General features: G+C 73.7%; 19 protein-coding genes. 11 read left to right on the top strand and 8 right to left on the bottom strand.

What is annotated here, in order from left to right; genetic code table 11:
- Nucleotides 1-32: 32 nt before the first annotated feature.
- The 4 genes from ACZ4U1_RS31115 to ACZ4U1_RS31100 form a co-directional block, all read right to left on the bottom strand.
- On the bottom strand, nucleotides 33-1,685 hold the full coding sequence (locus tag ACZ4U1_RS31115; RefSeq protein WP_467907490.1) for a serine/threonine-protein kinase: 1,653 nt from the start codon (nucleotides 1,683-1,685) through the stop codon (nucleotides 33-35).
- Between the two features lie 27 nt (nucleotides 1,686-1,712).
- Nucleotides 1,713-3,332, bottom strand: coding sequence for a HoxN/HupN/NixA family nickel/cobalt transporter (locus ACZ4U1_RS31110; protein ID WP_467907489.1), 1,620 nt, complete (start codon nucleotides 3,330-3,332; stop codon nucleotides 1,713-1,715).
- A complete protein-coding gene (locus ACZ4U1_RS31105; RefSeq protein ID WP_467907488.1) occupies nucleotides 3,329-4,990 on the bottom strand; it encodes a tetratricopeptide repeat protein in 1,662 nt (553 codons plus the stop codon). Before ACZ4U1_RS31105 ends, ACZ4U1_RS31110 begins: the two co-directional genes overlap by 4 nt.
- Before the next feature lie 88 nt (nucleotides 4,991-5,078).
- Entirely contained in the window at nucleotides 5,079-6,620 is a 1,542-nt protein-coding gene (locus ACZ4U1_RS31100) for a DUF4331 domain-containing protein (RefSeq protein ID WP_467907487.1), read from the bottom strand.
- Nucleotides 6,621-6,830: 210 nt separating this feature from the next.
- Between ACZ4U1_RS31100 and ACZ4U1_RS31095 the strand changes: the two genes are divergently transcribed.
- The 3 genes from ACZ4U1_RS31095 (at nucleotide 6,831) to ACZ4U1_RS31085 (ending at nucleotide 8,608) form a co-directional block, all read left to right on the top strand.
- Complete coding sequence (locus ACZ4U1_RS31095) at nucleotides 6,831-7,373, top strand: sigma-70 family RNA polymerase sigma factor (RefSeq protein ID WP_467907486.1); 543 nt, start codon at nucleotides 6,831-6,833, stop codon at nucleotides 7,371-7,373.
- The gene (locus ACZ4U1_RS31090) at nucleotides 7,370-8,212 is read left to right on the top strand and encodes an anti-sigma factor (RefSeq protein WP_467907485.1); all 843 of its coding nucleotides are present in this window, start codon (nucleotides 7,370-7,372) and stop codon (nucleotides 8,210-8,212) included. The genes ACZ4U1_RS31095 and ACZ4U1_RS31090 overlap by 4 nt, the downstream gene beginning before the upstream one ends.
- A gap of 126 nt (nucleotides 8,213-8,338) precedes the next feature.
- Nucleotides 8,339-8,608 carry a hypothetical protein gene (locus ACZ4U1_RS31085; protein ID WP_230921270.1) on the top strand — a complete coding sequence of 90 codons (270 nt, stop codon included), beginning with the start codon at nucleotides 8,339-8,341 and terminating at the stop codon, nucleotides 8,606-8,608.
- 42 nt (nucleotides 8,609-8,650) lie between these two features.
- Here the strand turns inward: ACZ4U1_RS31085 and ACZ4U1_RS31080 are convergent, their stop codons facing one another.
- Nucleotides 8,651-9,847, bottom strand: coding sequence for a CaiB/BaiF CoA transferase family protein (locus ACZ4U1_RS31080; protein ID WP_467907484.1), 1,197 nt, complete (start codon nucleotides 9,845-9,847; stop codon nucleotides 8,651-8,653).
- A 79-nt stretch (nucleotides 9,848-9,926) separates the two neighbouring features.
- Between ACZ4U1_RS31080 and ACZ4U1_RS31075 the strand changes: the two genes are divergently transcribed.
- Entirely contained in the window at nucleotides 9,927-10,157 is a 231-nt protein-coding gene (locus tag ACZ4U1_RS31075) for a hypothetical protein (RefSeq protein WP_467907483.1), read from the top strand.
- A gap of 200 nt (nucleotides 10,158-10,357) precedes the next feature.
- Here the strand turns inward: ACZ4U1_RS31075 and ACZ4U1_RS31070 are convergent, their stop codons facing one another.
- From ACZ4U1_RS31070 to hmgA, 3 genes are read right to left on the bottom strand one after another with little or no spacing between them, the layout of a single operon-like run.
- The gene (locus tag ACZ4U1_RS31070; RefSeq protein WP_467907482.1) at nucleotides 10,358-11,512 is read right to left on the bottom strand and encodes a type ISP restriction/modification enzyme; all 1,155 of its coding nucleotides are present in this window, start codon (nucleotides 11,510-11,512) and stop codon (nucleotides 10,358-10,360) included.
- Nucleotides 11,513-11,537: 25 nt separating this feature from the next.
- On the bottom strand, nucleotides 11,538-12,287 hold the full coding sequence (locus tag ACZ4U1_RS31065; protein WP_467907481.1) for a GntR family transcriptional regulator: 750 nt from the start codon (nucleotides 12,285-12,287) through the stop codon (nucleotides 11,538-11,540).
- A 46-nt stretch (nucleotides 12,288-12,333) separates the two neighbouring features.
- Nucleotides 12,334-13,644, bottom strand: a complete 1,311-nt coding sequence (gene hmgA, locus ACZ4U1_RS31060; protein ID WP_467907480.1) for a homogentisate 1,2-dioxygenase — start codon at nucleotides 13,642-13,644, stop codon at nucleotides 12,334-12,336.
- Between the two features lie 150 nt (nucleotides 13,645-13,794).
- Between hmgA and ACZ4U1_RS31055 the strand changes: the two genes are divergently transcribed.
- The 7 genes from ACZ4U1_RS31055 (at nucleotide 13,795) to ACZ4U1_RS31025 (ending at nucleotide 21,702) form a co-directional block, all read left to right on the top strand.
- Nucleotides 13,795-14,352 (top strand): hypothetical protein, encoded by a 558-nt coding sequence (locus tag ACZ4U1_RS31055; RefSeq protein WP_467907479.1) that lies wholly within the window; start codon nucleotides 13,795-13,797, stop codon nucleotides 14,350-14,352.
- An 81-nt stretch (nucleotides 14,353-14,433) separates the two neighbouring features.
- Nucleotides 14,434-15,051, top strand: a complete 618-nt coding sequence (locus ACZ4U1_RS31050; RefSeq protein WP_467907478.1) for a TetR/AcrR family transcriptional regulator — start codon at nucleotides 14,434-14,436, stop codon at nucleotides 15,049-15,051.
- A gap of 161 nt (nucleotides 15,052-15,212) precedes the next feature.
- Complete coding sequence (locus tag ACZ4U1_RS31045) at nucleotides 15,213-17,444, top strand: molybdopterin oxidoreductase family protein (RefSeq protein ID WP_467907477.1); 2,232 nt, start codon at nucleotides 15,213-15,215, stop codon at nucleotides 17,442-17,444.
- A 124-nt stretch (nucleotides 17,445-17,568) separates the two neighbouring features.
- A complete protein-coding gene (locus ACZ4U1_RS31040) occupies nucleotides 17,569-18,957 on the top strand; it encodes a CitMHS family transporter (RefSeq protein ID WP_467907476.1) in 1,389 nt (462 codons plus the stop codon).
- Between the two features lie 23 nt (nucleotides 18,958-18,980).
- Nucleotides 18,981-20,219: an MFS transporter gene (locus tag ACZ4U1_RS31035; protein ID WP_467907475.1), complete on the top strand. Its 1,239-nt coding sequence runs from the start codon at nucleotides 18,981-18,983 to the stop codon at nucleotides 20,217-20,219.
- Nucleotides 20,220-20,321: 102 nt separating this feature from the next.
- On the top strand, nucleotides 20,322-21,014 hold the full coding sequence (locus ACZ4U1_RS31030; protein WP_467907474.1) for a hypothetical protein: 693 nt from the start codon (nucleotides 20,322-20,324) through the stop codon (nucleotides 21,012-21,014).
- A complete protein-coding gene (locus ACZ4U1_RS31025) occupies nucleotides 21,001-21,702 on the top strand; it encodes a class F sortase (protein ID WP_467907473.1) in 702 nt (233 codons plus the stop codon). The genes ACZ4U1_RS31030 and ACZ4U1_RS31025 overlap by 14 nt, the downstream gene beginning before the upstream one ends.
- The last annotated feature ends 118 nt before the right edge of the window (nucleotides 21,703-21,820 follow it).

Below are 21,820 nucleotides of genomic sequence, written 5' to 3'. Positions count from 1 at the left end.
CCGTACGGGCTCGCCCTTCCGGGTGAACCTGCTCAGGGCGAGCCCGACGGCGAAGGGGAGGCCCCGCCCGACGGGGTCTCCGTCGCCGTCGTACACGTGACCGAGAACGGCACCGAGTCCGAGGTGGTCCGCACCGGACCGCGCACCTCGACGCTGATCCCGTTCTCGATCGTCCCGCCCTCCGCGTACGTCGTCACGGTCACCTGCCGCTGCCGCGTCCGCGTGCCGCCCGCCGGGAACGGCAGCGTCTGCCACCCGGGGTCCGACACCGACCCGTGCGCGAGCACCCACCGGTACTCCACCCGCGCGGGTACACGCCCCACCGTGAAGGCGGCCGTGAACGCGGGCGCCTGTGCGGCCGGCGGCGGACACGCCCCCGAGTACGCCGTGTGCGCGCCGGTCAGGGTGACGCGCACCGACTGCGCGGGCGGGCTGCTCGCCGAGGCGCTGCCGCGCGTGGGCGTGGGAGCGGGCGCGGGCGCTCCGGTGTGCGTGTCGGTGCCGTTGCTCGGCTTGGGGGAGCGGACGGCGGTGCCGCTCGCGGTGTCGTTTCCCTGCCCGCCCCGGTCGTCGCGGTTCAGCAGGGCGTACGTCAGTCCCGCCAGCGCGCACAGCACCGCGAGCACACCCGCGACCAGCGCCACGGCGGCGCGGCGATCGCGCTGCGGCCGCGGACCCCGCTCGGCGGCCGTGGCCGTCGGCTCCGGACGGCCGCCGGGCAACGGCATCGGCGGGGCGGGATACGGCACCGGCGGGGTGCGGTACGACTCCCGAGGCCGCCGGTCCGCCGCCGACGGCGGGTACGCGGACACCGCCTGCCCGCCGTCCGCCCCCAGCGTCCTGCCCGCCGCGACCAGCCGCAGCTCCCGTTCCGCCTGCTCCGCCGGCAGCCGTTCGGCGGGCTCCTTGCGCAGCAGCCCACGGATCACGGGCGCGAGCGGCCCGGCCCACCGCGGCGGCGGCAACTCCTCGTCCACCACGGCCCGCAGCGTGCTGAGCGGGGTGTCCTGCCGGAACGGGGAGATCCCCTCGACGGCCGCGTACAGCAGCACGCCCAGCGACCACAGATCCGACTCGGGACCCGGCGTGCGCCCCAGCGCCCGCTCCGGCGCGAGGAACTCGGGCGAGCCGATCACCTCGCCGGTCATGGTCAGCGCCGAACTGCCTTCCACCGAGGCGATCCCGAAGTCCGTCAACACCACCCGGCCGTCGCCCGCCAGCAGCACGTTGGCCGGCTTCACGTCCCGGTGCAGCACCCCGGCGGCGTGCGCGGCGCGCAGCGCGGACAGCACCTCGGCACCGATGTGCGCGGCCCGCTGCGGCGGCAGCGGACCCTCCGCCTCCAGCTGGTCGGCGAGGGACAGCCCGCGCACCAGCTCCATCACGATCCACGGCCGGCCGCGCTCCATGGCCACGTCGTACACCGTGACCACGTTGCGGTGCGCGACCCGGGCCGCCGCCCACGCCTCCCGCTCCAGGCGCGCGTACAACCGCTCCACCTCCGGGCCGGGCAGCCCGGCCGGCGCCCGCACCTCCTTGACGGCCACCTCGCGGTGCAGCACCTCGTCCCGGGCGCGCCACACGGTCCCCATGCCGCCCTCGCCCAGCGGGGACAGCAGACGGTAGCGGTCCGCGATCACACGTTCCGGCCCCGGCTCCTCGGACACGGGCGCCCCCCAAGGCATCTCGCGCGAATTCTCCACAAAAGTAGCTCAGCCGAAAGCGGATGCGGCCCCCTTGAGCACCAATCCCATGCCCAGCGCCAGCACGACCAGCGCCGACACGAGCGGCAGGGTCCGGCGCACCAGGGCGGTCAGCGGGTGCGCGGTCCAGCGCGGGCGCCGCTCCAGCACCCGGCCCGCCCCCGCGCCCAGCCGTACGACGGCGAAGCCGGCGGCGGTGAGCGTCAGCGCGAGACCCGCCCCGTACGCCACGACGAGCAGCAGCCCGAACCAGGCTTTGCCGAGCGCTGCGGCGCCGACGAGTACGACCACGGCGGACGGACTGGGCACGAGCCCTCCGGCGAATCCGAGCAGGATCGTGCCGCGGAGGGTGGGGGCGACGGGGTGGGTATGGGTGTGACCGCCGTGAGTGTGGGTGTGACCTGCGTGTGTGTGGCCTCCGTCTGTGTGGGCGTGCGTGTGGTCCCCGTGTGTGTGGTCCCCGTGTGTGTGGGCGTGCGTGTGGGTGTGGCCCCCATGGGTGTGCTCACCACTGTGATGGTGGTGAGGGTGGTGACCGGCACTGTGGCCGACGCCCACCACCGCCAACTCGCGCTGCTCCGTCTCTTCGTGGAGAGCGGCGGTGGTCCGCGCACGGCCGTGCCAGGCCCGGCGTACGAGGGTGACGCCCGCCCCGAGCACCAGGGCGCCGCTGGCGATGCCCAGCCAGGAGATCACCGCGGGCGCGGCGGCGGAGCCGGCCGTGACGAGGAGGCCCAGGGCGACTACGCCGAGGGTGTGGGTCACGGTGACTGAGGCGGCCAGCGGCAGCACGTCCCGCGGCCGGGCCCGGCCCCCGCGCGCCGCCGCCGTCGCGGCCATCAGGGTCTTGCCGTGACCCGGCGCCAGGGCGTGCATCGCGCCGAGGACGACGGCGATGAGCAGGGCCAGGGCGGCGAAGCCGAGCGTGAGGTCGTGGCGGGCCACGAGGTCGTCCAGGGCGCGGGTCCAGCGGTCGGCGCCCCGGGGCAGCACCGCGGCGCCCGGGGCGTCCTGCCGCTCTTCGGCGAGGGCCGGCCCACCGGGGCGCACGCGCACGGAGGCGGCGGCGGTGTCGGCCGGAGAGGACAGCAAGTCCGCGGGGTAGGTGGTGAGTTCGCGTGAGACGGATGTCTTCGGTACGTCCGTCGAGGTGAGCGTCGTACGGTCGCCGCGCGCGGTGATCTCCCGCCAGCCGGGCCCGCCGGCGGCCCCCGCGCTGTGGAAGCCGAGGGTGACGGACTTCCCCCGGGGAAGCGGCGCGGTGAACCGGCACTCCACCCGCAACGTGTTCAGCCCGGCCTGCCCGGGCCGCGGCTCGGCACGGGCGGAACCGGGGGTCAGCGGAGCGGTGCGTCCCTCGACGGTGAGCCTGCTGCCCCGCGCCGCCTCGGTGCACCGCCGCTCGGCCCACGCGGTGAGGCCCAGCCGCTGGATGTCGGGCTCGGCCTGGGTCGCCGGGATCTCGGCGAGGTCCTCCACGTGGTCGACGCGGAGCTGACCCGGGGCGGCGACGAGACCGTCGTAGCGGTTGACGGTGAAGTTGCCGAGCGGGTGCGCGCTCGCGGTGCCGGCCGGGAGGAGCGCGAGGGCGCCGGCGGCGACGAGGACGAACGGCAGACGCAGCTTCACTTCGCGGCCTCCAGTGCCGTGCGGGCCTCGGCGGCGCCCAGCGGGGAGAAGCCGGGGTTCAGCTTCAGGGCCGCCCTCAGGGAGGCGCGACCGTCCCGCTCGTGGCCCGTGGCCAGTTCGATCACGCCGCGGTGGTAGAGGAAGGCGGCGTTGCGGTAGCCGGTGGCGGTGGCCCGGCGGGCGTAGGGCAGGGCCTCCTCGTCATGGCCGTTGACGTGCAGGGCCCAGGCGAGCGCGTCGGCGGTGTGCACGGTGTGCCGGCGGGCCCACTCGGCGCGGGCCGCGCGCAGGGCGGAGGCCTTGTCGCCGTGGTCGGCGGCGGCCAGCGCGGTGTCCAGGTCGGCGTTGACTCCGTTGGCGCGGGCCAGCGCGGTCCAGGCGTCGACCAGTGCGTACTGCTGCCGGGCCCGCGCCCGGTCGCCGGCCGCGCCCCGGGCCTCGTACAGCTCGCCCAGTGCGACCAGCGGCCCGGGCAGCGGGGAGCGTGCCACCACGGCCTCCATGTCCTTGATCGCCGCGGCCCGGTCACCGCTCGCGGCCCGGGCGCGGGCCCGGCCCTCCAGCGCCGGGAGGTAGCCGTCGTCGGCGGCGAGGGCGCGGGCGTAGGAGGTGAGGGCGGTCTTGTAGTCGCCCTGGTTCCAGGCGAGTTGGCCGAGCTGGGTGGCGACGTACGCCGTGTCGCCCGGCGAAGTGGCCGCGGACAGCGCCTGCTGGAGGACCCGGCGTGCGGTGCCGACGTCCCCGCGCAGTTCGTGTACGTAGGCGTACCGGGTGAACACCGGCACGCCCGGCCGGCGGGCGTCGGCGGTCCGCGCGGCCCGCTCCGCGTCGGCGTACCGGCCGAGTTCCACCAGGGCGTCGATCCGCGAGGACAGCGCGCGCTCGCTGTACGGGTTCCGGCGCAGGGCCGCGTCCGCGCAGGCGAGGGCGTTCGCGAAGTCGTGCCGGGCCGCGGCGAGGGCGGCGCGGCCGGCCAGGGCCCGGTCGTCGCCCGGCGCCAGCGACAGGGACCGCCGCAGCGCCCGCTCGGCCTGCGGGTACCGGGACGGGTCCCCCTTGGTCCGCGCCTGCTCGACGTAGGCCAGTCCGAGGGTGGCCCAGCCGCCGTGATCCTTCGGCTGCGCCCGCAACTGCCCCTGGAGCGCGGTGATGCTCGCGTCCAGGTCCCCGCCGCCCAGCACTCCCGGATCCACGGCCCCGGCGGCGACCGGCACGGACCGCGGCGCCCGGTCGGCGCCGAGCGCGATGGCCCCGCCGGTCATGGCCACCGCCAACAGCGCGGCGGAGCAGGCGAGCTGCAGAGACCGCCACCGCCGCCCGACGGCCCCGACCCGCCGCACGGCGGCGACACGCTCATCGTGACCGGTGCCTTCGTCCGCGCCGGGGGCCGTGTGCTCTCCCGCGCTCGTGCCTGCGCCACCGGCGGCCCCTTGACGGGCGCTCGCGTCCTCGACGCCGGCGGCTCGTCGCGTGCCGCTCTCGCCGTCGGCACAGGCGCGTTGCCCGGCGCTCCCGCTTCCGCTCTCGGCGCCCGTGTCGGGGCCGGAGGCCGCCGGTCCCGACGCCGAGAGTGCCGGTGTGGCCGGGTTCGGCACGGTGTCGCCGCTGACGCCCGCCCTCGGCCCGTCCTTCTCCTCGTCCTGCCCGCGCGGGACCATGCCTTTTCCTCCGTCGGTCGTGTGGGAGGCGCGGCCCGCCGTGGGGGAGGGGGGGTACGGGCCGCGCCGGTCTCGGTGGGTGCGGGGGTCAGTACGCGCGCTGCATGCGCCGGCGCCACCAGGCGAAGGCGGTGCCGAGCAGCAGGATCCCGGCCGCGCCGGAGGCCGCCGACGCGGCGATCAGCATGGTGTTGCCGGATCCGGTGGAGGAGGACCCGGCCGGCTGGAGGGCGTCCCCGAGCTGGCTGCGCACGTCCGTCCCCGCCGTCGTGCCCTTGGCGAGCGCGCCGCGCGAACCGGCCGTGGGCTGGGCGACGTAGGGGAAGTAGTTCTCGAACTTCTTGTCGTTCTTGTCGACCGCGTCACCCAAGTCGTTCTTGGAGCCGACCAGTTCGCCCTCCACGACCTGCAGTGCCGCGTCGATCACGTCGTCGCTGAGCCGACGCCCGTTCGGGAAGCCCGCGTTGTCGCCGTCCAGCACGCCCAGCCGCTTCGGGTGCATGCTCGGCTTGATGGAGGTGTTCAGCCGCAGCTCCTCCGAAGGCTTCACGTGCGGCGGCTGGTTGAGGCCCTTGACGCCCTTGAGGAACACGTCGACCAGGTCGTTGCGCGGCTCCGCGGGTGCCTTGATCTTGTAGATGGACTCGATGAGCTTCGGCAGCTCGGGGTTGGTGACGTTCTTCAGGAACTGGGCGTCGTACGCGGGCTGGGACGCGTTGAACCTGTCCTTGTCCTTCTGCGGGTTGACGACCTCGTTGACCAGCGGGTTGCCGAGGCGCGAGACCTGGCTGTAGTAGCCCTGGGCGTTACGGCGCTGGGTGGTGGACCAGATGCCGACGACGGGCTGGTGGGCGGACTCGCGGATCATGTCGTTCGGCACCTGGAGGGCGATGGTGTTGACGTTGTAGCCCTTGAGGGTGTCCCGGCCGACCTCGGTGAGGTTCCCGCCGTACAGCAGGTCGAAGACGCGCAGGTCCAGGAAGAACGGGTCGTCCGCCTGCCCGGCGAAGGTCGCGGCGCCGCCCGCCGTCTTGTACACCGCCTGCGCCCGCAGCTTGCCGTAGTCCGGCATGGACGCCTTGCCGACGTTCGACGGCGCCACCGGCACGTCGTCGGCCAGCTTGGTCTTCGACATCTCGTGCCCGTTGCTGAGCTTGATGAGGTCGATGTCGTACGTCTGGGTGATGTTGAGGTCGGGGTCGTCCAGGCTGGTGACCGGACCGGTGTTGTAGAGGAACGTGTCCCCGTTCTTCGTACGCGTCTTGAAGGTGTAGCGGAAGACCAGCTCGCCCTGTGCGTCGCCGTTGTTGTCGATGTGGAGGTCGTACTGGGCGTCGTCGGCGAACGTGTAGAAGTTCGGTCCGCCGGCCGGTTCCTCGAACGGGATCCAGTTCGCCACGATCGTCGTCGTGTCGGGCTTGTCCGGGCTGACGAACGCGTACAGGTCGGTGTTGTCGTACTGCGGGGTGCCCGAGATCAGCGGGGCCTCCCGGTGGGAGGAGGCGGAGGCCGCCCCGGGTGCCAGCGTGGCGACGCCGGCGGCTGCGAGCCCTCCGGCGGCCAGCGCGCCGCAGATGAGCGTGGCCAGGCCCTTGCGTCCCGAACCGTCCCTGGAGAAGAGAGGTGTCATGCCGTCCGTCCTCAGTGCCGACTTGCCTTTGACGGACGGGTATACGGAGCGGACCCGCCGTTCGGTTTGGTCGGACGGCGAAAAACTTTTTCCCGCTTCAGGACCCGCGTTTTCGGCCCGCTCATCCGTAAACCCTCGGGGAGGTGTGTCTCGGTGCGGATGCGCGGTGCGCGGGGAAGAGCCGGCTGCGGCCACGGAGAGGGGGCCCGCATGCAGGCGGACGAGCTGCTGGTGCTCGTGGCCGGAGGCGATCAGAGGGCGTTCGAGGAGCTGTACGCACTGGTGTCCGGGCCGGTGTACGGACTGGTACGACGCGTGGTGCGCGACCCCGCCCAGTCCGAGGAGGTCGCCCAGGAGGTGCTGCTCGAACTGTGGCGCTCCGCCGCCCGCTTCGACCCCGGCCGGGGCAGCGCCCTGTCCTGGGTCCTCACCCTCGCCCACCGCCGCGCCGTCGACCGGGTGCGCAGCGCCCGCGCGGCCGGGGAACGCGAGCAGCGCGAGGCCCTGCGCGCCGGGGAACCGGCGTTCGACCAGGTCGCCGAGGAGGTCGAGGCCGGCCTGGAACGCGAGTGGGTGCGCCGCTGTCTGCACCGGCTCACGGCCCTGCAACGCCAGTCGGTGACCCTCGCCTACTACGACGGGTACACCTACCGTGAGGTGGCCGAGCGGCTGAAGCTGCCGCTCGGCACGGTCAAGACGCGGATGCGCGACGGACTCACCCGGCTGCGCGAGTGCCTGGGAGGCGCCGCATGAGCATCCTCGGCAAGCTGCTGCGCCGAGAGGACCTGCACTCCCTCGCCGCGCCCTACGCGCTCGACGCCCTCGAACCGGGCGAGCGGCGCCGCTTCGAGAAACACCTGGCGGGCTGCGACCGCTGCGCCGCCGAGGTGCGGGACCTGGCCGAGGACGCGGTCCGGCTGGCCTGGTCCACGGCGGCCCCCGCGCCCGCCGCCCTGCGCGACCGGGTGCTGGCCGCCGTCCGCAGCACCCCGCAGGAGCCGGCGCGCAACCACGCGGGCGCGCGGGACCGGGCGCCGTCCCGGGAGCGCACGCCCCAGTTGCCGCCGCACGTCTGGGGCACCCAGCCCCCGCCGGCCCGCACCCGCGCCCCCCGCGGGCGCCCCCTGTTCGCCCCGCTCGCCACGGCCACCGCCGCCGCGGCCCTCGTCGTCGCCTCCCTCTTCGCCGTCCAGGCGCACCGCACCGAGGACCGGCTGGACGCGGAGCAGGCCCGGGCACGTGAGATCGCCCACGTTCTGGCCGCTCCCGACGCCCGAGCGGCGAGCAGCGAGGACGCACGGGGCCGCAGTATCGGAGTGATCGCTTCCGCCTCCGAGCGGGAGGCCGTCGTCACCCTCAGCGGATACGGCGCCCCGCCCGGCGGACGCGTCCACCAGCTCTGGCTCATGCGCCCCCGTGCACAACCGCGCTCCCTGGGGCTCCTCGCGGGCGACACGCCCTTGGTCACGAAGGGCCTCGACCCCTCCTCGACGTCACTCGCCGTAACCGTCGAGCCTGATGGCGGATCAGCACAGCCCACCAGCCAGCCGCTTGTCCAACTCACCCTGAAATCGGTCGGATTCGGAGAGTAGTCAAAGAGGGATGGTCAACCCCCTTACAGGGAAGGTGAATCCTGTGGCCGAGATACACGCGTGCCCCACCGGGGCGATAGGGTTACCCTGCCCGGGCCGGGTGGACTCGTACGGGTGGGGAGTGACATGGAACAGATAACAGTGCGCAGCAGGGCCAGGGTCCCTGCGATCACCTGCGGGAGCAGCGCGACCAGTTCGCGCCTCGACCGCCATCTCTCGGTGCTGGCGGGTCCCGCCATACCGCAGCGGGAGACGGTCGAGGCGACCTCGCTGATGCGCGAACTGACGGCGCGTGACACCACGCACCGGCGCAGTGACCGGGGCGCGCGGGTCAGCCGCGTCTCCCTCTTCGCGCCGCTGCGCCGACTGCGCCGTTCGCTGTTCGGCGGTCACTGACCGCACCGCAGGGCCCCTGACCCCGAGCAGGGGTGCCCGCGCTCAGGCTGCCACACCGTCCCGGCGCAGCGCTGCGATCTCGTCGTCCGTCATCCCCACGGCACGCAGCAGCGCTCCGGTGTGCTGCCCGAGTGCGGGCACGTCACCCATCTGTGCCTCGTCCCCGCCCGGCAGCGTGATGGGAGGCAGCAGTGCCTTCAGCGGTCCGGCCGGCGAACCCACCTGACGCCACCGCTCCCGGGCCGCGAGCTGCGGATGCTCCGCCAGCTCGTGCAGATCCCGCAGCCGGGCACAGGCGATACCCGCCCCCTCCAGCCGCGCCAGCGCCTCCTCGGCGTCCAGCACCGCCAGCGCCCCCGCGACCAGGGCATCGGTCCGCTCCCGGTGCGCCACCCGCGCGGCGTTCGTCGCGTACGCCGGGTCCGTGCCCAGTTCCGGGCGGCCTATGACCTGGTCGGCCAGCCGCCGCCACTCCCGGTCGTTCTGCACCGACAGCAGCACCCGCCCGCCGTCCGCCGTCGGATAGGCGTCGTACGGCGCGATCACGGCGTGCGCGAGTCCCGTGCGCGCCGGCGGCTCACCCCCGTGCATCGCATGGTGCAGCGGATGACCCATCCACTCGGCGAGCGCCTCCAGCATGGACACCTCCACCGGCCCGCCCCGCCCGGTCGTGCCGCGCCGCACGAGCGCGGCCAGCACACCGGAGAACGCGTACATGGCCGCCGCGATGTCCGCCGCCGGGATGCCCGCCTTCACCGGCTGCTCCGGCGTCCCGGTCACCGACACCAGCCCCGCCTCGCACTGCACGAGCATGTCGTACGCCCGCTTGTCCGCGTACGGCCCCGAGCCGCCGTAGCCCGAGATGTCCACGGCGACCAGCCGGGGGTGCGCGGCGCACAGCGTGGCCGCGTCCAGGCCGAGCCGGGCGGCGGCCCCGTGCGCGAGGTTCTGCACGAACACGTCCGCGTCCGCGACCAGGCGTCGTACGACGTCCAGACCGCGCGGGTCCTTCAGGTCCAGCGCGATCGACTCCTTGCCGCGGTTGCACCACACGAAGTGCGAGGCGAGGCCGCGGGCCGCGGTGTCGTAGCCGCGCGCGAAGTCACCGCCGTCGATCCGCTCCACCTTGATGACCCTGGCGCCCAGGTCGGCGAGCTGCCGGGTCGCGAAGGGCGCGGACACGGCCTGCTCGACGGCGACGACGGTGATGCCCTCCAGGGGCAGCGGGAGATGATCCATGGGGTGGATGATCTCCCCGGGCCGACCGTTTTGTCAGCAGCCGGGTTGCGTGGGCATGCGCCGGCCTTCCTCGCGTGCCATGGACTTCTTTCTCGGGGAGGTCACCCGGGAGCACGGGGACATCGACTGGTTCGCCCGGGCGAAGGACGCGGCGCCCCTCGCCCGCACGCTGACCCGGCTCGGCCACACGCCGGTGCCGGGGCCGCCCGCCGGTCTCCAGCTCGACTTCGTCAAGGACGGCCTGGAGAGCAGCTTCACGCTGGTCGACCGGGACGCCGGGGGCCGGGTGACCGTCGCCGGCGGCCCCTGAGCCGGGACTCCCTGGCCGGACGGGCTGCTCGGTGCCGTACCCGGCCGGATCGGCGCGCTGGAGGCGCCGATCGTCGACCCGCGCGTGCAGATCGAGATCAAGCGCATGATGCCCGTCTGGGACCCCTCCCGGCCCCGCCGGGCCAAGGACGCCGAGGACATCGCCCGGCTGGAGACCGCCCTGCGCGGGCGGGCCGGCGGTCAGAGCAGCGCGAACTGTCCGTCCGGGCCCTCCTCGTGGTGGTCGAGGACCGAGGCGGGACGGCGGGCGGGCGCCGGCACGGGCAGGACGCCCGCCTGGCGCAGCTCCGCCGCCGTGACCGGTGACGTCACCTTCAACTCGGCCCGTGCCGCCCGCACTTCCGCCAGCAGGGCGAGGACCGTGACCAGCTCCAGCAGTTCCGACGTCCAGGTCTGCGGCCAGGTCGTCGGACGGATCGCGGTGAGGGTACCCGGCTCGGCCGGTGCGGTACGGACCGTGAACCAGGTCTCCAGGACCCGTGCTCCGGCCACCTCGTAGTCCCAGGCCTCGGGCGGGACGGGGGAGATGCGGCCCTCGTCCAGGTGCAGGGTCTCCTCGTCACGGTCGTAGCGGAGACCGAGCGGCCGGGCCGGCAGGGGCGCACGGACGTACGGGCGGCGCCCGCCCGGCAGCTTGGGGCGCTCGCCGTCGCGCCGCATCAGCCACAGCGTCCGGCGGCCCACGTCCACGCCGGACGCCCAGACGCCGGGGTCCTCGGTGAGCGGGACGGTGAGGTCGGGGCGGACCGTCGCCAGGATCCACGCCAGCACGTCCGGCGCACAGGGGCGGGCGCCCAGCCGGGCCGACAGATGGTCCAGCAGGCCGGGGGCCAGGTTCGGTTCCGTGCCGCCGGGGCGGCGGTACAGCGGGCGGACGCGGCCGGTGCGCAGGACCGGCAGGTGCGAGGTCGCCAGCAGCGGGGTGTCCGCGTCGCCCGTCTCGACGGTGAACACCTGCTGCTCGTCCGCCACCCGCCACAGCTCCGGGCGGGCCGTGTCGAGCAGCCGGTGGTCCGGGATCAGCCACTGCTCGTCGAAGGGGGCCGCCAGGACCCGCACCGGCTCCGCGCAGGGTCCCCCGGCGCGCACGAGCCGCTCCGTGCCGGTGGACTGGCCGGGCAGCTGGCCCACCGCCGACTGCAGCGTACGGGCGCGGCTCGGTTCGAACAGGGCCTCCCGGTCGGGGCCCTCGGCCTTCAGCAGGGCGTCCCAGCGGGCCCTCAGCGAGGCCGGATCGGGCGCCGCCGGCCAGGCACGGCCCGGCCGCAGCGGTGCGACGGACCACGGCATGAGGTCCGCCAGCAGCGGAGCGTCGTCGTGCGTCACGCTGGGCATGGTACGGCCTCACCCGCCCCCGGGATCAGGTGGCGTCCAGCGTCACGGTGAACGAGAACCTGTCCCCCCGGTAGTGGATGACGGCCACGTCCAGCACCCGCCCCTCGCTGTCGTACGTCACGCCCGTGTAGTGCAGGATCGGGCTGAGCAGCGGGACTTCGAGCAGACGGGCCGTCTCCGGGTCGGCGAGCCGGGCCTCCACGGTGTCCGTGATCCGGCTGATGTCCGCCTTCACCACGTCCCGCAGCACCTTGGTCATCGGCCAGCGGACCAGGTCGTCCACGTCGATGCGCTCGGCCAGTTCGGGACGGATGTGGTTGACGGCGTGGTTGGTCGGTTCGCCGGTCTTCTCGTCACAGCGCAGCCGGTGGTACGACGCCACCTCCGCGCAGTCCGGGAAGTACTCGGCGAGCCCGGCCGGCACCGGCACCCGCCCGTGGCCGAGCAGCTCGGTCGTCATCCCGGACTGCTGGGCCACGATCGCGTCCACCGAGCCCAGCAGCCGGACCGGGGCCCCGCGCCGGACGTCGGGCTCGATGAACGTGCCGCGCCGCCGGTGCCTGCTGATCAGGCCCTCGTCCTCCAGCTCCTTCAGCGCCTGCCGCATGGTCAGCACGCTCACGCCGTAGTGCTCCGCCAGCTGCTCCTCGGTGGGCAGGCGCAGCGGGTCCTCGGGCGAGCGGCCCAGTATCGAGGCGCGCAGCGACTGCGACACCTGGTACCACAGCGGCAGCTTGCGGTTCAGGACGATCGAATCCGGAGCGAAGGAGGTCACGCGGCTATCCGTACCTGGCGGAGAACGTTCGGCGCAACGGTGGCGGTCACCCCCGGAAGTGCCGCTCCAGCCCCTGCCACACGTCGTCGTAGCGCTGCTGGAGGTGTTCGGCGCCCGCCGCCTGCGGCGTGAGGGTCACCGGCCAGCGGGTCTCGAACATGAACGCCAGCCCGTCGTCGATCTTCTGCGGCCGCAGCTCGGCCGCGCTCGCCCGGTCGAAGGTCTCCCGGTCCGGGCCGTGCGCCGACATCATGTTGTGCAGCGAGCCGCCGCCCGGCACGAAGCCCTCCGCCTTGGCGTCGTACGCCCCCTCGATCAGGCCCATGTACTCGCTCATCACGTTCCGGTGGAAGTACGGCGGCCGGAAGGTGTCCTCGCCCACCAGCCAGCGCGGCGCGAAGACCACGAAGTCCACGCCGGCCAGGCCCGGGGTGTCCGACGGGGAGGTCAGGACCGTGAAGATGGACGGGTCGGGGTGGTCGTAGGAGATGGTGCCGATCACATTGAACCGGCGCAGGTCATAGACGTACGGCACATGGTTGCCGTGCCAGGCGACCACATCCAGCGGGCTGTGGTCGTAGGTGGCCGTCCAGAGGTTGCCGCAGAACTTGTTCACCACCTCCACCGGGCCCTCGACGTCCTCGTACGCGGCGACGGGCGCCCGGAAGTCCCGCGGATTGGCGAGCCCGTTGGCACCGATCGGACCGAGATCGGGGAGCTGGAACGGCGCCCCATAGTTCTCGCACACATAACCTCGGGCCGACTCATCGAGCAGCTCCACACGGAAGCGCACCCCACGCGGGATCAGCGCAACATGGGCAGGCTCCACATGAAGCCGGCCGAATTCGGTGTGCAGCAACAGCCCGCCCCGCTCGGGCACGATCAGCAGCTCGCCATCGGCGTCGGAGAAGACCCGCTCCATCGAGGCGTTGGCGTGGTACAGGTGCACGGCCATGCCGGAGCGCTGGGTCGCGTCGCCGTTGCCGCCCAGCGTCCAGAGGCCCGCGAGGAAGTCGGTGCCGGCCGGGGGCTCCGGCAGCGGGTTCCAGCGCAGCCGGTTGGGGTCAGGCACCGTCTCGGTGAAGGGGGCCGTGCGGATCGCGCCGTTGCCGGTGCGGGTGAACGCCGGGTGCGCGGCCGAGGGGCGGACGCGGTACAGCCAGGAGCGCCGGTTGTGCGCCCGCGGCTCGGTGAAGGCCGTACCGCTCAGCTGCTCCGCGTACAGGCCGAGCGGGGCGCGCTGCGGCGAGTTGCGGCCCTCGGGCAGGGCGCCCGGCACCGCCTCCGAGGCGTGTTCGTTGCCGAACCCGGTCAGATACGACAGCCCCTCGGCGGTCTTCCGTGCGTCCCCGCTCATGCTCGCTCCTCGCGCTCCGATTCCTATGCAACACCGTAGGAATGAGCGGGGCCCCGCGCAAGAGGGCGCCGGGTCCTCCCTCAGAGGTAGGGCCGGAACCCGACTTGAGGGGGATCCGGGGGAACGGGCCGCTGTTCTACGCTCCCGGTCATGTCGTGGACGAAGGGGAAGCGTGGACGGCTCGCCGCGCTCGCGGTGTGCGCCCTGCTGCCGCTCGCAGCGGTGGCCTGCACCACCAGCGAGGCGCATGAGGGCGCGGTCTCGTCCTCACCCGTGGGCAAGGTCCTGGACGAGACCGACGACACCGGCCGGAACCTGCGGGAGGTGCCCAAGGAGAACGCCCCCGAGGTCGCCGTCGAGGTCACCCCGGACCCGTCCGGCGGCTGGGACGTCCGGCTGGCCTTCCGGCACTTCCGCTGCTCCGCGCCGGACGCGCGGCCGGTGGCGGTCACCGGCCGCGGATTCGCCCGCCTCTTCGTGGACGGCCACCGGGTCGCCGTGCTGCACAGCCCCACGTACCACCTGGGCGCCGGCGCCGTCCCGCAGGGCACCCACCAGATCACCGCGCGCCTCTACGCCGACGACGGCACGGTGTGGGCCGTCCACGGCAAGCCGGTCGAGAGCGGCGCCGACATAACGGTGTCCGACGCGGAGACGGGCACGGGAGGAGCACCGGCCGGAACCGGGTCGCCCGCCGCCGGCGCATGAACCCCGCCCGCACATGAGTGCACCGGCCACCTGTCTCCGTACTGTGGGGGGAGGTTCACCGGACCCCGGCGGAAAGGCATCATGAAGCCCGTGCCCCATGCGACATCGCTCCGCCGTGCGCCCGTCCAGCGGCGCAGCGCCGAACGGCTGACCAGGATCCTGGACGCCTGCGCCGAACTCCTCGACGAGGTCGGCTACGACGCCCTGAGCACGCGCGCGGTCGCCGAGCGCGCCGAAGTCCCCATCGGCTCGGTCTACCGCTTCTTCGGCAACAAGCGGCAGATGGCCGACGCGCTCGCCCAGCGCAACCTGGAGCGGTACGTCGAGCGCGTCACCGAGCGGCTGAAGGAGGGCCGCAAGGGGGACTGGCGGGCCGCGATGGACGCGGTCCTGGACGAGTACCTCGGCATGAAGCGCACCGCACCCGGCTTCTCCCTGGTCGACTTCGGCAACCAGATCCCGGTCGGCGTCCGGCAGGCCGAGCCCAACACCCGGGTCGCCGACCGGCTCATCCACCTGCTCTCCGGCTATCTCGGCCGCACCCCGGACGCGGACCTGCGCCGCGTCTTCCTGGTCGCCGTGGAGACCGCGGACACCCTGGTCCAGCTGGCCTTCCGGGTCGACTCCCAGGGGGACGAGGCGATCATCCAGGAGACGCGGGAGCTGCTCCGGGCATACCTGGGGCGCGTGCTCGACTGAGCCGGGGCGCCGCGCGCCCCGAAGCGCGCACCGTGCCGTGAAGAAGCCTCCGGAAAGAAGGCTCCCCTCCATGCCTACCGGTCGGTATGCTCGCTCCGACCTGCCTGCCCCGGCCCCGGCCCGCCTGCACGGCACCGCCGCCGACCCTTACGGGAGGACCCGTGTCCCGCACCGCCCTGCGAATCTGCCCCCTGTGCGAGGCCACCTGCGGGCTGACCCTCACCCTCGAGGGCACCCGCGTCACCGGCGCCCGCGGCGACCGGGACGACGTCTTCAGCAAGGGCTTCATCTGCCCCAAGGGCGCCGCCTTCGGGGCCGTCGACGGCGACCCCGACCGGCTGCGCACCCCGCTCGTCCGCAAGGACGGCACCCTGCGCGAGGCGACCTGGGAGGAGGCTTTCGACGCGGTCGCCGCCGGCCTGCGCCCGGTCGTGGAGCGGTACGGCCCCGACGCCGTCGGCGTGGTCCTCGGCAACCCCAACGTGCACACCGTGGCCGGCGGTCTCTACCCGCCGGTCCTGGTCGGCGCCCTGCGCACCCGCAGCCTGTTCACCGCCTCCACCGTCGACCAGATGCCCAAGCACGTCTCCAGCGGGCTGCTGTTCGGCGATGCCCACGCGATCCCGGTGCCCGACCTCGACCACACCGGCCATCTGCTGCTCATCGGCGCCAACCCGCTGGAGTCCAACGGCAGTCTGTGCACCGCCCCCGACTTCCCCGGCCGGCTCAAGGCGCTCAAGGCCCGCGGCGGCCGGCTCACCGTGGTGGACCCGCGCCGCACCCGCACCGCCAGGCTGGCCGACCGCCACCTGGCCATCCGCCCCGGCACCGACGCCCTGCTGCTCGCCGCGATGGCGCAGACCCTCTTCGCCGAGGACCTGGTCGAACTCGGGCACCTCGCCCCGCACGTCCAGGGTCTCGCCGAACTCCGGGACGCCCTCGGCGACTTCACGCCCGAGGCCGTGGCTCCCGCCTGCGACCTGGACGCCGGCGAGATCCGCGCCCTGGCCCGGGACCTCGCCGCGGCCGACACCGCCGCCGTGTACGCCCGCATCGGCAGCTGCACCGTCCCGCACGGCACCCTGGCGAGCTGGCTGGTCGACGTCCTCAACATCCTCACCGGCAACCTGGACCGCCCCGGCGGCGCCCTCTTCCCGCAGGCCGCCACCGACCGGACGCCCCGCCCGGCGGGCCCCGGCCGCGGCTTCCAGCTCGGCCGCTGGCACTCCCGGGTGAGCAAACACCCGGAGGCGAAGGGCGAGTTGCCGCTCTCCGCGCTCGCCGAGGAGATCGACACCGCGACCGACGAGGGCACCCCGGTCCGCGCGCTGATCGCGATCGCCGCCAACCCCGTGCTCTCCGCGCCCGACGGCGACCGGCTCGACAAGGCCCTCGCGTCCCTGGACTTCATGGTCAGCGTCGACCCGTACCTGAACGAGACCTCGCGCCACGCCCACGTCGTGCTGCCCCCGCCCCCGCCCTCCCAGAGCCCGCACCACGACTTCGCCTTCAACACCCTCGCCGTACGCAACCAGGTCCGCTACACCCGCCCCGCGGTCCCGCTGGAGCCCGGCCGCATGGCCGAGAGCGAGATCCTCGCCCGGCTGATCCTGGCCGCCACCGGCATGCACGGCACCGACCCGGCCGCCGTCGACGCGATGGTCATCGACCAGACGCTCGGCAAGGCCGTCCAGGACGAGCACGCACCGGTGTACGGCCGCGACCCGCGCGACCTCGCCGCCCGGCTCACCGGCGACAACGGCCCCGAGCGGCGGCTCGACCTGATGCTGCGCCTCGGCCCGTACGGCGACGGCTTCGGCGCCCGCCCCGACGGGCTGACCCTGGAGAAGCTGCTCGCCCACCCGCACGGCATCGACCTCGGTCCGCTGCGCCCGCGCCTGCCGCAGCCGCTGAAGACCCGCAGCGGCAAGGTCGAGCTGCTGCCCGAGCCGATCGCCGCCGACCTCCCGCGGCTGCGCCGGGCGCTGGACGAGCGGCCGGCGGGACTCGTCCTCGTCGGCCGCCGCCATCTGCGCTCCAACAACAGCTGGATGCACAACGTGCCCGCCCTCACCGGCGGCAGCAACCGCTGCACCCTGCACATCCATCCCGAGGACGCCGCCCGGCTCGGCGTCCGGGACGGCGCGGACGTCCGCGTCAAGGGCGCCGGGGGTGCGGTGACGGCCCCCGCCGAGGTCACCGACGGCGTCCGGCCCGGTGTGGTGAGCCTGCCGCACGGCTGGGGCCACGACCGGCCCGGCACCCGGCTCAGCCACGCCGCCGGCGACCCCGGTGTCAACGTCAACCAGCTGCTCGACGGCAGCCTGCTCGACCCGCTGTCGGGCAACGCGGTGCTCAACGGCGTACCCGTCGAGGTCGTTGCACTGCTGTGACCTGGACTTTTGCGCGTATTGCTCGCACGTCAACGTCTTGTTAACGCCGTTTGAACGGACCTAACGTCATCGCACCGCCGACCCCCAGGTGGGATGTTCAAGGGCGAACGTTAGGTATCCACTCATGCTGACCATCCTCGGCTTCGCCATGATCGCGACCTTCCTGGTCCTGATCATGCTGAAGAAGATGTCGCCGATCGCGGCGCTCGTGCTCATACCCGCGCTCTTCTGCGTGTTCGTGGGCAAGGGCGCCAAGCTCGGCGACTACGTCATCGACGGCATCACCGGCCTCGCCCCCACCGCGGCGATGCTCATGTTCGCGATCGTCTACTTCGGTGTGATGATCGACGTCGGCCTCTTCGACCCCGTCGTGCGGGGCATCCTGAAGTTCTGCAAGGCCGACCCGCTGCGGATCGTGGTCGGTACGGCCGTCCTCGCCGCGATCGTCTCCCTGGACGGCGACGGCTCCACCACCTTCATGATCACCGTCTCGGCGATGTACCCGCTGTACAAGCGCCTGAAGATGTCCCTGGTCGTGATGACCGGTGTCGCCGCCATGGCCAACGGCGTGATGAACACGCTGCCGTGGGGCGGCCCGACCGCCCGTGCCGCCACCGCGCTGAAGGTCGACGCCGGCGACATCTTCGTGCCGATGATCCCGGCCCTCGCCATGGGCCTGCTGTTCGTCTTCGCCCTCGCCTACGTCCTCGGCCGCCGGGAACGCAAGCGTCTCGGCGTGCTGACGCTGGACGAGGTGCTGGTGGAGGAGACCGAGACGGTGCTGGTCGGCGCCGGTGCCGGCAACGACACGAAGAAGCCCGGCGGCCCCGGCCCGGGCGTGGACCTGCCCGACGAGCCCGAGGACGCGAGCCTCCAGGTCCTCGACCCGGACCGCGCCACCCTGCGCCCCAAGCTCTACTGGTTCAACGCGCTGCTCACGGTCGCCCTGCTCACCGCCATGATCATGGAGTGGCTGCCGATCCCGGTGCTGTTCCTGCTCGGCGCGGCCCTCGCCCTGACCGTCAACTTCCCGCACATGCCGGACCAGAAGGCCCGGATCGCCGCCCACGCGGAGAACGTCCTCAACGTCTCCGGCATGGTCTTCGCCGCCGCCGTGTTCACCGGCGTCCTGCAGGGCACCGGCATGGTCGACCACATGGCGAAGTGGCTGGTGGACAACATCCCCGCCGGCATGGGCCCGCACATGGCCTTCGTCACCGGCGTGCTGAGCATCCCGCTCACGTACTTCATGTCCAACGACGGCTTCTACTTCGGCGTCCTGCCGGTGCTCGCCGAGGCCGGCCAGGCGCACGGCGTCTCCGCGGTGGAGATCGCCCGCGCCTCGATCGTCGGCCAGCCCCTGCACATGTCCAGCCCGCTCGTCCCGGCCGTGTACGTCCTGGTCGGCATGGCCAAGGTCGAGTTCGGCGACCACACCCGGTTCGTCGTCAAGTGGGCCGCGCTCACCTCCCTGGTGGTGCTCGGCGCGGGAATCCTGTTCGGCATCATCTGACTCACTGCACGGAGGTCGTGTCCATGGCGCCCGGTGGGAACCGCGGCTGGCTGCTCCGCCTCGTCATCGCCTTCTCCTTCGCGCAGGGGGCGGTGTCGATGGCCCGGCCCGCCGTCTCCTACCGGGCCCTCGCGCTGGGCGCCGACGAACGCGCGGTCGGTGTCATCGCCGGTGTGTACGCGCTGCTGCCGCTGTTCGCCGCCGTACCGCTCGGCCGCCGCACCGACCACGGGCGCTGTGCGCCCCTGCTGCCGGTGGGCGTGCTCCTCATCGCGGGCGGCTGCGCGCTCAGCGGGCTCGCCGGCTCCCTGTGGGCGATGGCCCTGTGGAGCGGGGTGATGGGCCTCGGCCACCTCTGCTTCGTGATCGGCGCCCAGTCGCTGGTGGCCCGCCAGTCCGCGCCGCACGAACAGGACCGCAACTTCGGCCACTTCACCATCGGCGCCTCCCTCGGCCAGCTCATCGGCCCCGTCGCCGCGGGCGCCCTCATCGGCGGCCCGGACATGGCCCACAGCAGCGCGCTCGCCCTCGTCGTGGCGGGGACGGGCGCGGCCGTGGCGTTCAGTTCGCTGTGGCGCATCGAGGACCGTACGGTGGTCGGCTCCCGTCCGCGGCAGGGCGAACGCGTGCCGGTCACCGGGATCCTGCGCGCCCGGGGCGTGCCCGCGGGCATGCTGATCAGCCTGTCGGTGCTGTCCGCGACCGACATCCTCACCGCCTACCTTCCGGTGGTCGGCGAGCACCGGGGCATCGCCCCCTCGGTGATCGGTGTCCTGCTCAGCCTCCGGGCCGGCGCCACCATCGCCTGCCGGCTCGTCCTCACCCCGCTGCTGCGGCTGCTCGGCCGGCCCGCGCTGCTCACCGTGACCTGCCTGCTGGCCGCCCTGCTGTGCGCGGGGGTGGCGCTGCCGGTGCCGGTGTGGGCGCTCGGCGCGATGCTCGCGGTCCTCGGCTTCTGCCTGGGTGTGGGCCAGCCGCTGTCGATGACGACGGTGGTGCAGGCCGCGCCCGACCAGGCCCGCTCCACCGCGCTCGCCCTGCGGCTGACCGGCAACCGGCTCGGTCAGGTCGCCGCGCCCGCCGCCGCGGGTCTGGTCGCCGGTGTGGCCGGGGTGGCGGCGCCGTTCGTGATGCTGGGGGTGTTGCTGCTGCTGTCGTCGGGGGTGGCGCTGCGCTCGCCGGGCCGGTCCGAGGGGCCGTCCGGACGGGTGAGCGGGAAAGGGCCGAAGCGCCCGGGATTGCGCCGCACGAGCGATCTCTGACGGCGCGTCGGGCGTCGGTGCCCGGGGCCGCGCGGCCCATGACGGAGAGTCCAGGCGAAAGAGCGATTTGTATGAAAATCGTCTGAACTCGGAGGATTGCGCATGCCCACCCTGACACTCCCACGTGCCGTCGGCTCCCGCGCGGGCGCCACAGTCGTCCTCACCGCCCTCGCCGCGGCGGGCGCGTCATGGGTGGCGGCGCCGAGCGCGGTGGCCCAGGGGGAGAACGGCGACATCCGGATCCACGACGAGCGCCACCTCCACGGAACGTCGCTCGTGGGGTCGGCCAAGGACGATCCGGTGGTCTGCAGGTTCTATCTCGAAGCGGTCAACTTCGACACCCTGACCAGCATCGCGTACACCATCACCCCGCAGCCCCCGCTGCCCACCGCCGCCACCGTCTCCGGGGTCATCCAGCTCGCCGGGGGAGCCGGGCACACCGACCCGCTGGGCCTGGCGGACGGGCAGTACAAGATCAGCTGGATCGTGGGGACCCCCGCGGCCGTGAAGGAGAAGGTCTTCCGCGTCAACTGCAAGGACGGGCGCCACGAGGGAGAGCAGGGGGAGCACGGTCCGGGCGGGCAGATCTCCGACGACCAGCAGAACAACAACGGGGGCTGGGGCAAGAACGACCACGACGGCCCCAAGGGCGGTGTGCACGCGGGCGGCGGCGGTCTCATCGACACGGCCGCCGCGTACTCCCCGGTGGCCGCCGCGGCCGCCGTGGGTCTGGTCGCCGTCTGCGGTGTCGTGTACGTCCGGCTGATCCGCCGGCGGCCCCATGGTGCCGCGTAGGTACCGACGCAGGCCCTGGTACCGGACCCGCGCCTACCGTCTCGTCAGGACGGCCCTGCTGGCGGTCGTCCTGGTGACGGTGGTGGCCCGGTGCGGGCCGGACGGCGGAGCGGCCGGGACCGGCCGGGGTTCCGCGGCGGCTTTCGGCGCGGACTCCCGGTCCGGCGGAGGGGACGCCGACCCGGACGACCCCCCGCCCCCCGCCACTCCGACCCCGCCGCCCCGCCCGCTGCCCCGGTCCCGGCCGACGTCCTTCCGCGTGCCCTCCCTGGGGATCGACGCCCCGATCACCCCGCTCCGCCTCGACCGGAACCGCGAACTGGAGACACCTCCCGTCGACGCACCCAGGCTGGTCGGCTGGTACGAGGGCGGTCCCACGCCCGGCGAGGCCGGCACCGCGGTCGCCGTGGGACACCGCGACACCCGGACCGGACCGGCCGTGTTCGCCGGACTCGCCCAGGTCAAGGCCGGCAAACCCATCGAGGTCCGGCGGGCGGACGGCCGTACCGCCGTCTACTCCGTGGACGGGGTGAAGGTCTTCGACAAGGCCGGCTTCCCCGACAAGGAGGTCTACGGCCCGACCGGCCGCCCGGAGCTGCGGGTGATCACCTGCGGCGGCCTCTTCAGCCGGCGGACCGGATACACCAGCAATGTGGTGGTGTTCGCCCATCTGACCGCGACGAAGTGACCGGTGGCGGGGGGGGGGGGGGGGGGGGGGGGGGGGGGGGGGGGGGGGGGGGGGGGGGGGGGGGGAGGGGGGGGGGGGGGGGAGAAGGGGATGACGAGGAGCAGAAAAGCAGACAAGG

The sequence above is a fragment of the Streptomyces sp. NPDC028928 genome (assembly GCF_055564915.1).
The sequence above is the reverse complement of the archived record's forward strand: the minus strand, read 5'-3'. Positions and strand labels throughout refer to the sequence as shown.

Bases quoted from the DNA above. Each gene is read 5' to 3' on its own strand.
- ACZ4U1_RS31115 (WP_467907490.1), bottom strand. From the start codon at position 1,685: ATGCCTTGGGGGGCGCCCGTGTCCGAGGAGCCGGGGCCGGAACGTGTG.
- ACZ4U1_RS31105 (WP_467907488.1), bottom strand. From the start codon at position 4,990: ATGGTCCCGCGCGGGCAGGACGAGGAGAAGGACGGGCCGAGGGCGGGC.
- ACZ4U1_RS31100 (WP_467907487.1), bottom strand. From the start codon at position 6,620: ATGACACCTCTCTTCTCCAGGGACGGTTCGGGACGCAAGGGCCTGGCC.
- ACZ4U1_RS31095 (WP_467907486.1), top strand. From the start codon at position 6,831: ATGCAGGCGGACGAGCTGCTGGTGCTCGTGGCCGGAGGCGATCAGAGG.
- ACZ4U1_RS31090 (WP_467907485.1), top strand. From the start codon at position 7,370: ATGAGCATCCTCGGCAAGCTGCTGCGCCGAGAGGACCTGCACTCCCTC.
- ACZ4U1_RS31085 (WP_230921270.1), top strand. From the start codon at position 8,339: ATGGAACAGATAACAGTGCGCAGCAGGGCCAGGGTCCCTGCGATCACC.
- ACZ4U1_RS31080 (WP_467907484.1), bottom strand. From the start codon at position 9,847: ATGGATCATCTCCCGCTGCCCCTGGAGGGCATCACCGTCGTCGCCGTC.
- ACZ4U1_RS31075 (WP_467907483.1), top strand. From the start codon at position 9,927: ATGGACTTCTTTCTCGGGGAGGTCACCCGGGAGCACGGGGACATCGAC.
- ACZ4U1_RS31070 (WP_467907482.1), bottom strand. From the start codon at position 11,512: ATGCCCAGCGTGACGCACGACGACGCTCCGCTGCTGGCGGACCTCATG.
- hmgA (WP_467907480.1), bottom strand. From the start codon at position 13,644: ATGAGCGGGGACGCACGGAAGACCGCCGAGGGGCTGTCGTATCTGACC.
- ACZ4U1_RS31055 (WP_467907479.1), top strand. From the start codon at position 13,795: ATGTCGTGGACGAAGGGGAAGCGTGGACGGCTCGCCGCGCTCGCGGTG.
- ACZ4U1_RS31050 (WP_467907478.1), top strand. From the start codon at position 14,434: ATGAAGCCCGTGCCCCATGCGACATCGCTCCGCCGTGCGCCCGTCCAG.
- ACZ4U1_RS31040 (WP_467907476.1), top strand. From the start codon at position 17,569: ATGCTGACCATCCTCGGCTTCGCCATGATCGCGACCTTCCTGGTCCTG.
- ACZ4U1_RS31035 (WP_467907475.1), top strand. From the start codon at position 18,981: ATGGCGCCCGGTGGGAACCGCGGCTGGCTGCTCCGCCTCGTCATCGCC.
- ACZ4U1_RS31030 (WP_467907474.1), top strand. From the start codon at position 20,322: ATGCCCACCCTGACACTCCCACGTGCCGTCGGCTCCCGCGCGGGCGCC.
- ACZ4U1_RS31025 (WP_467907473.1), top strand. From the start codon at position 21,001: ATGGTGCCGCGTAGGTACCGACGCAGGCCCTGGTACCGGACCCGCGCC.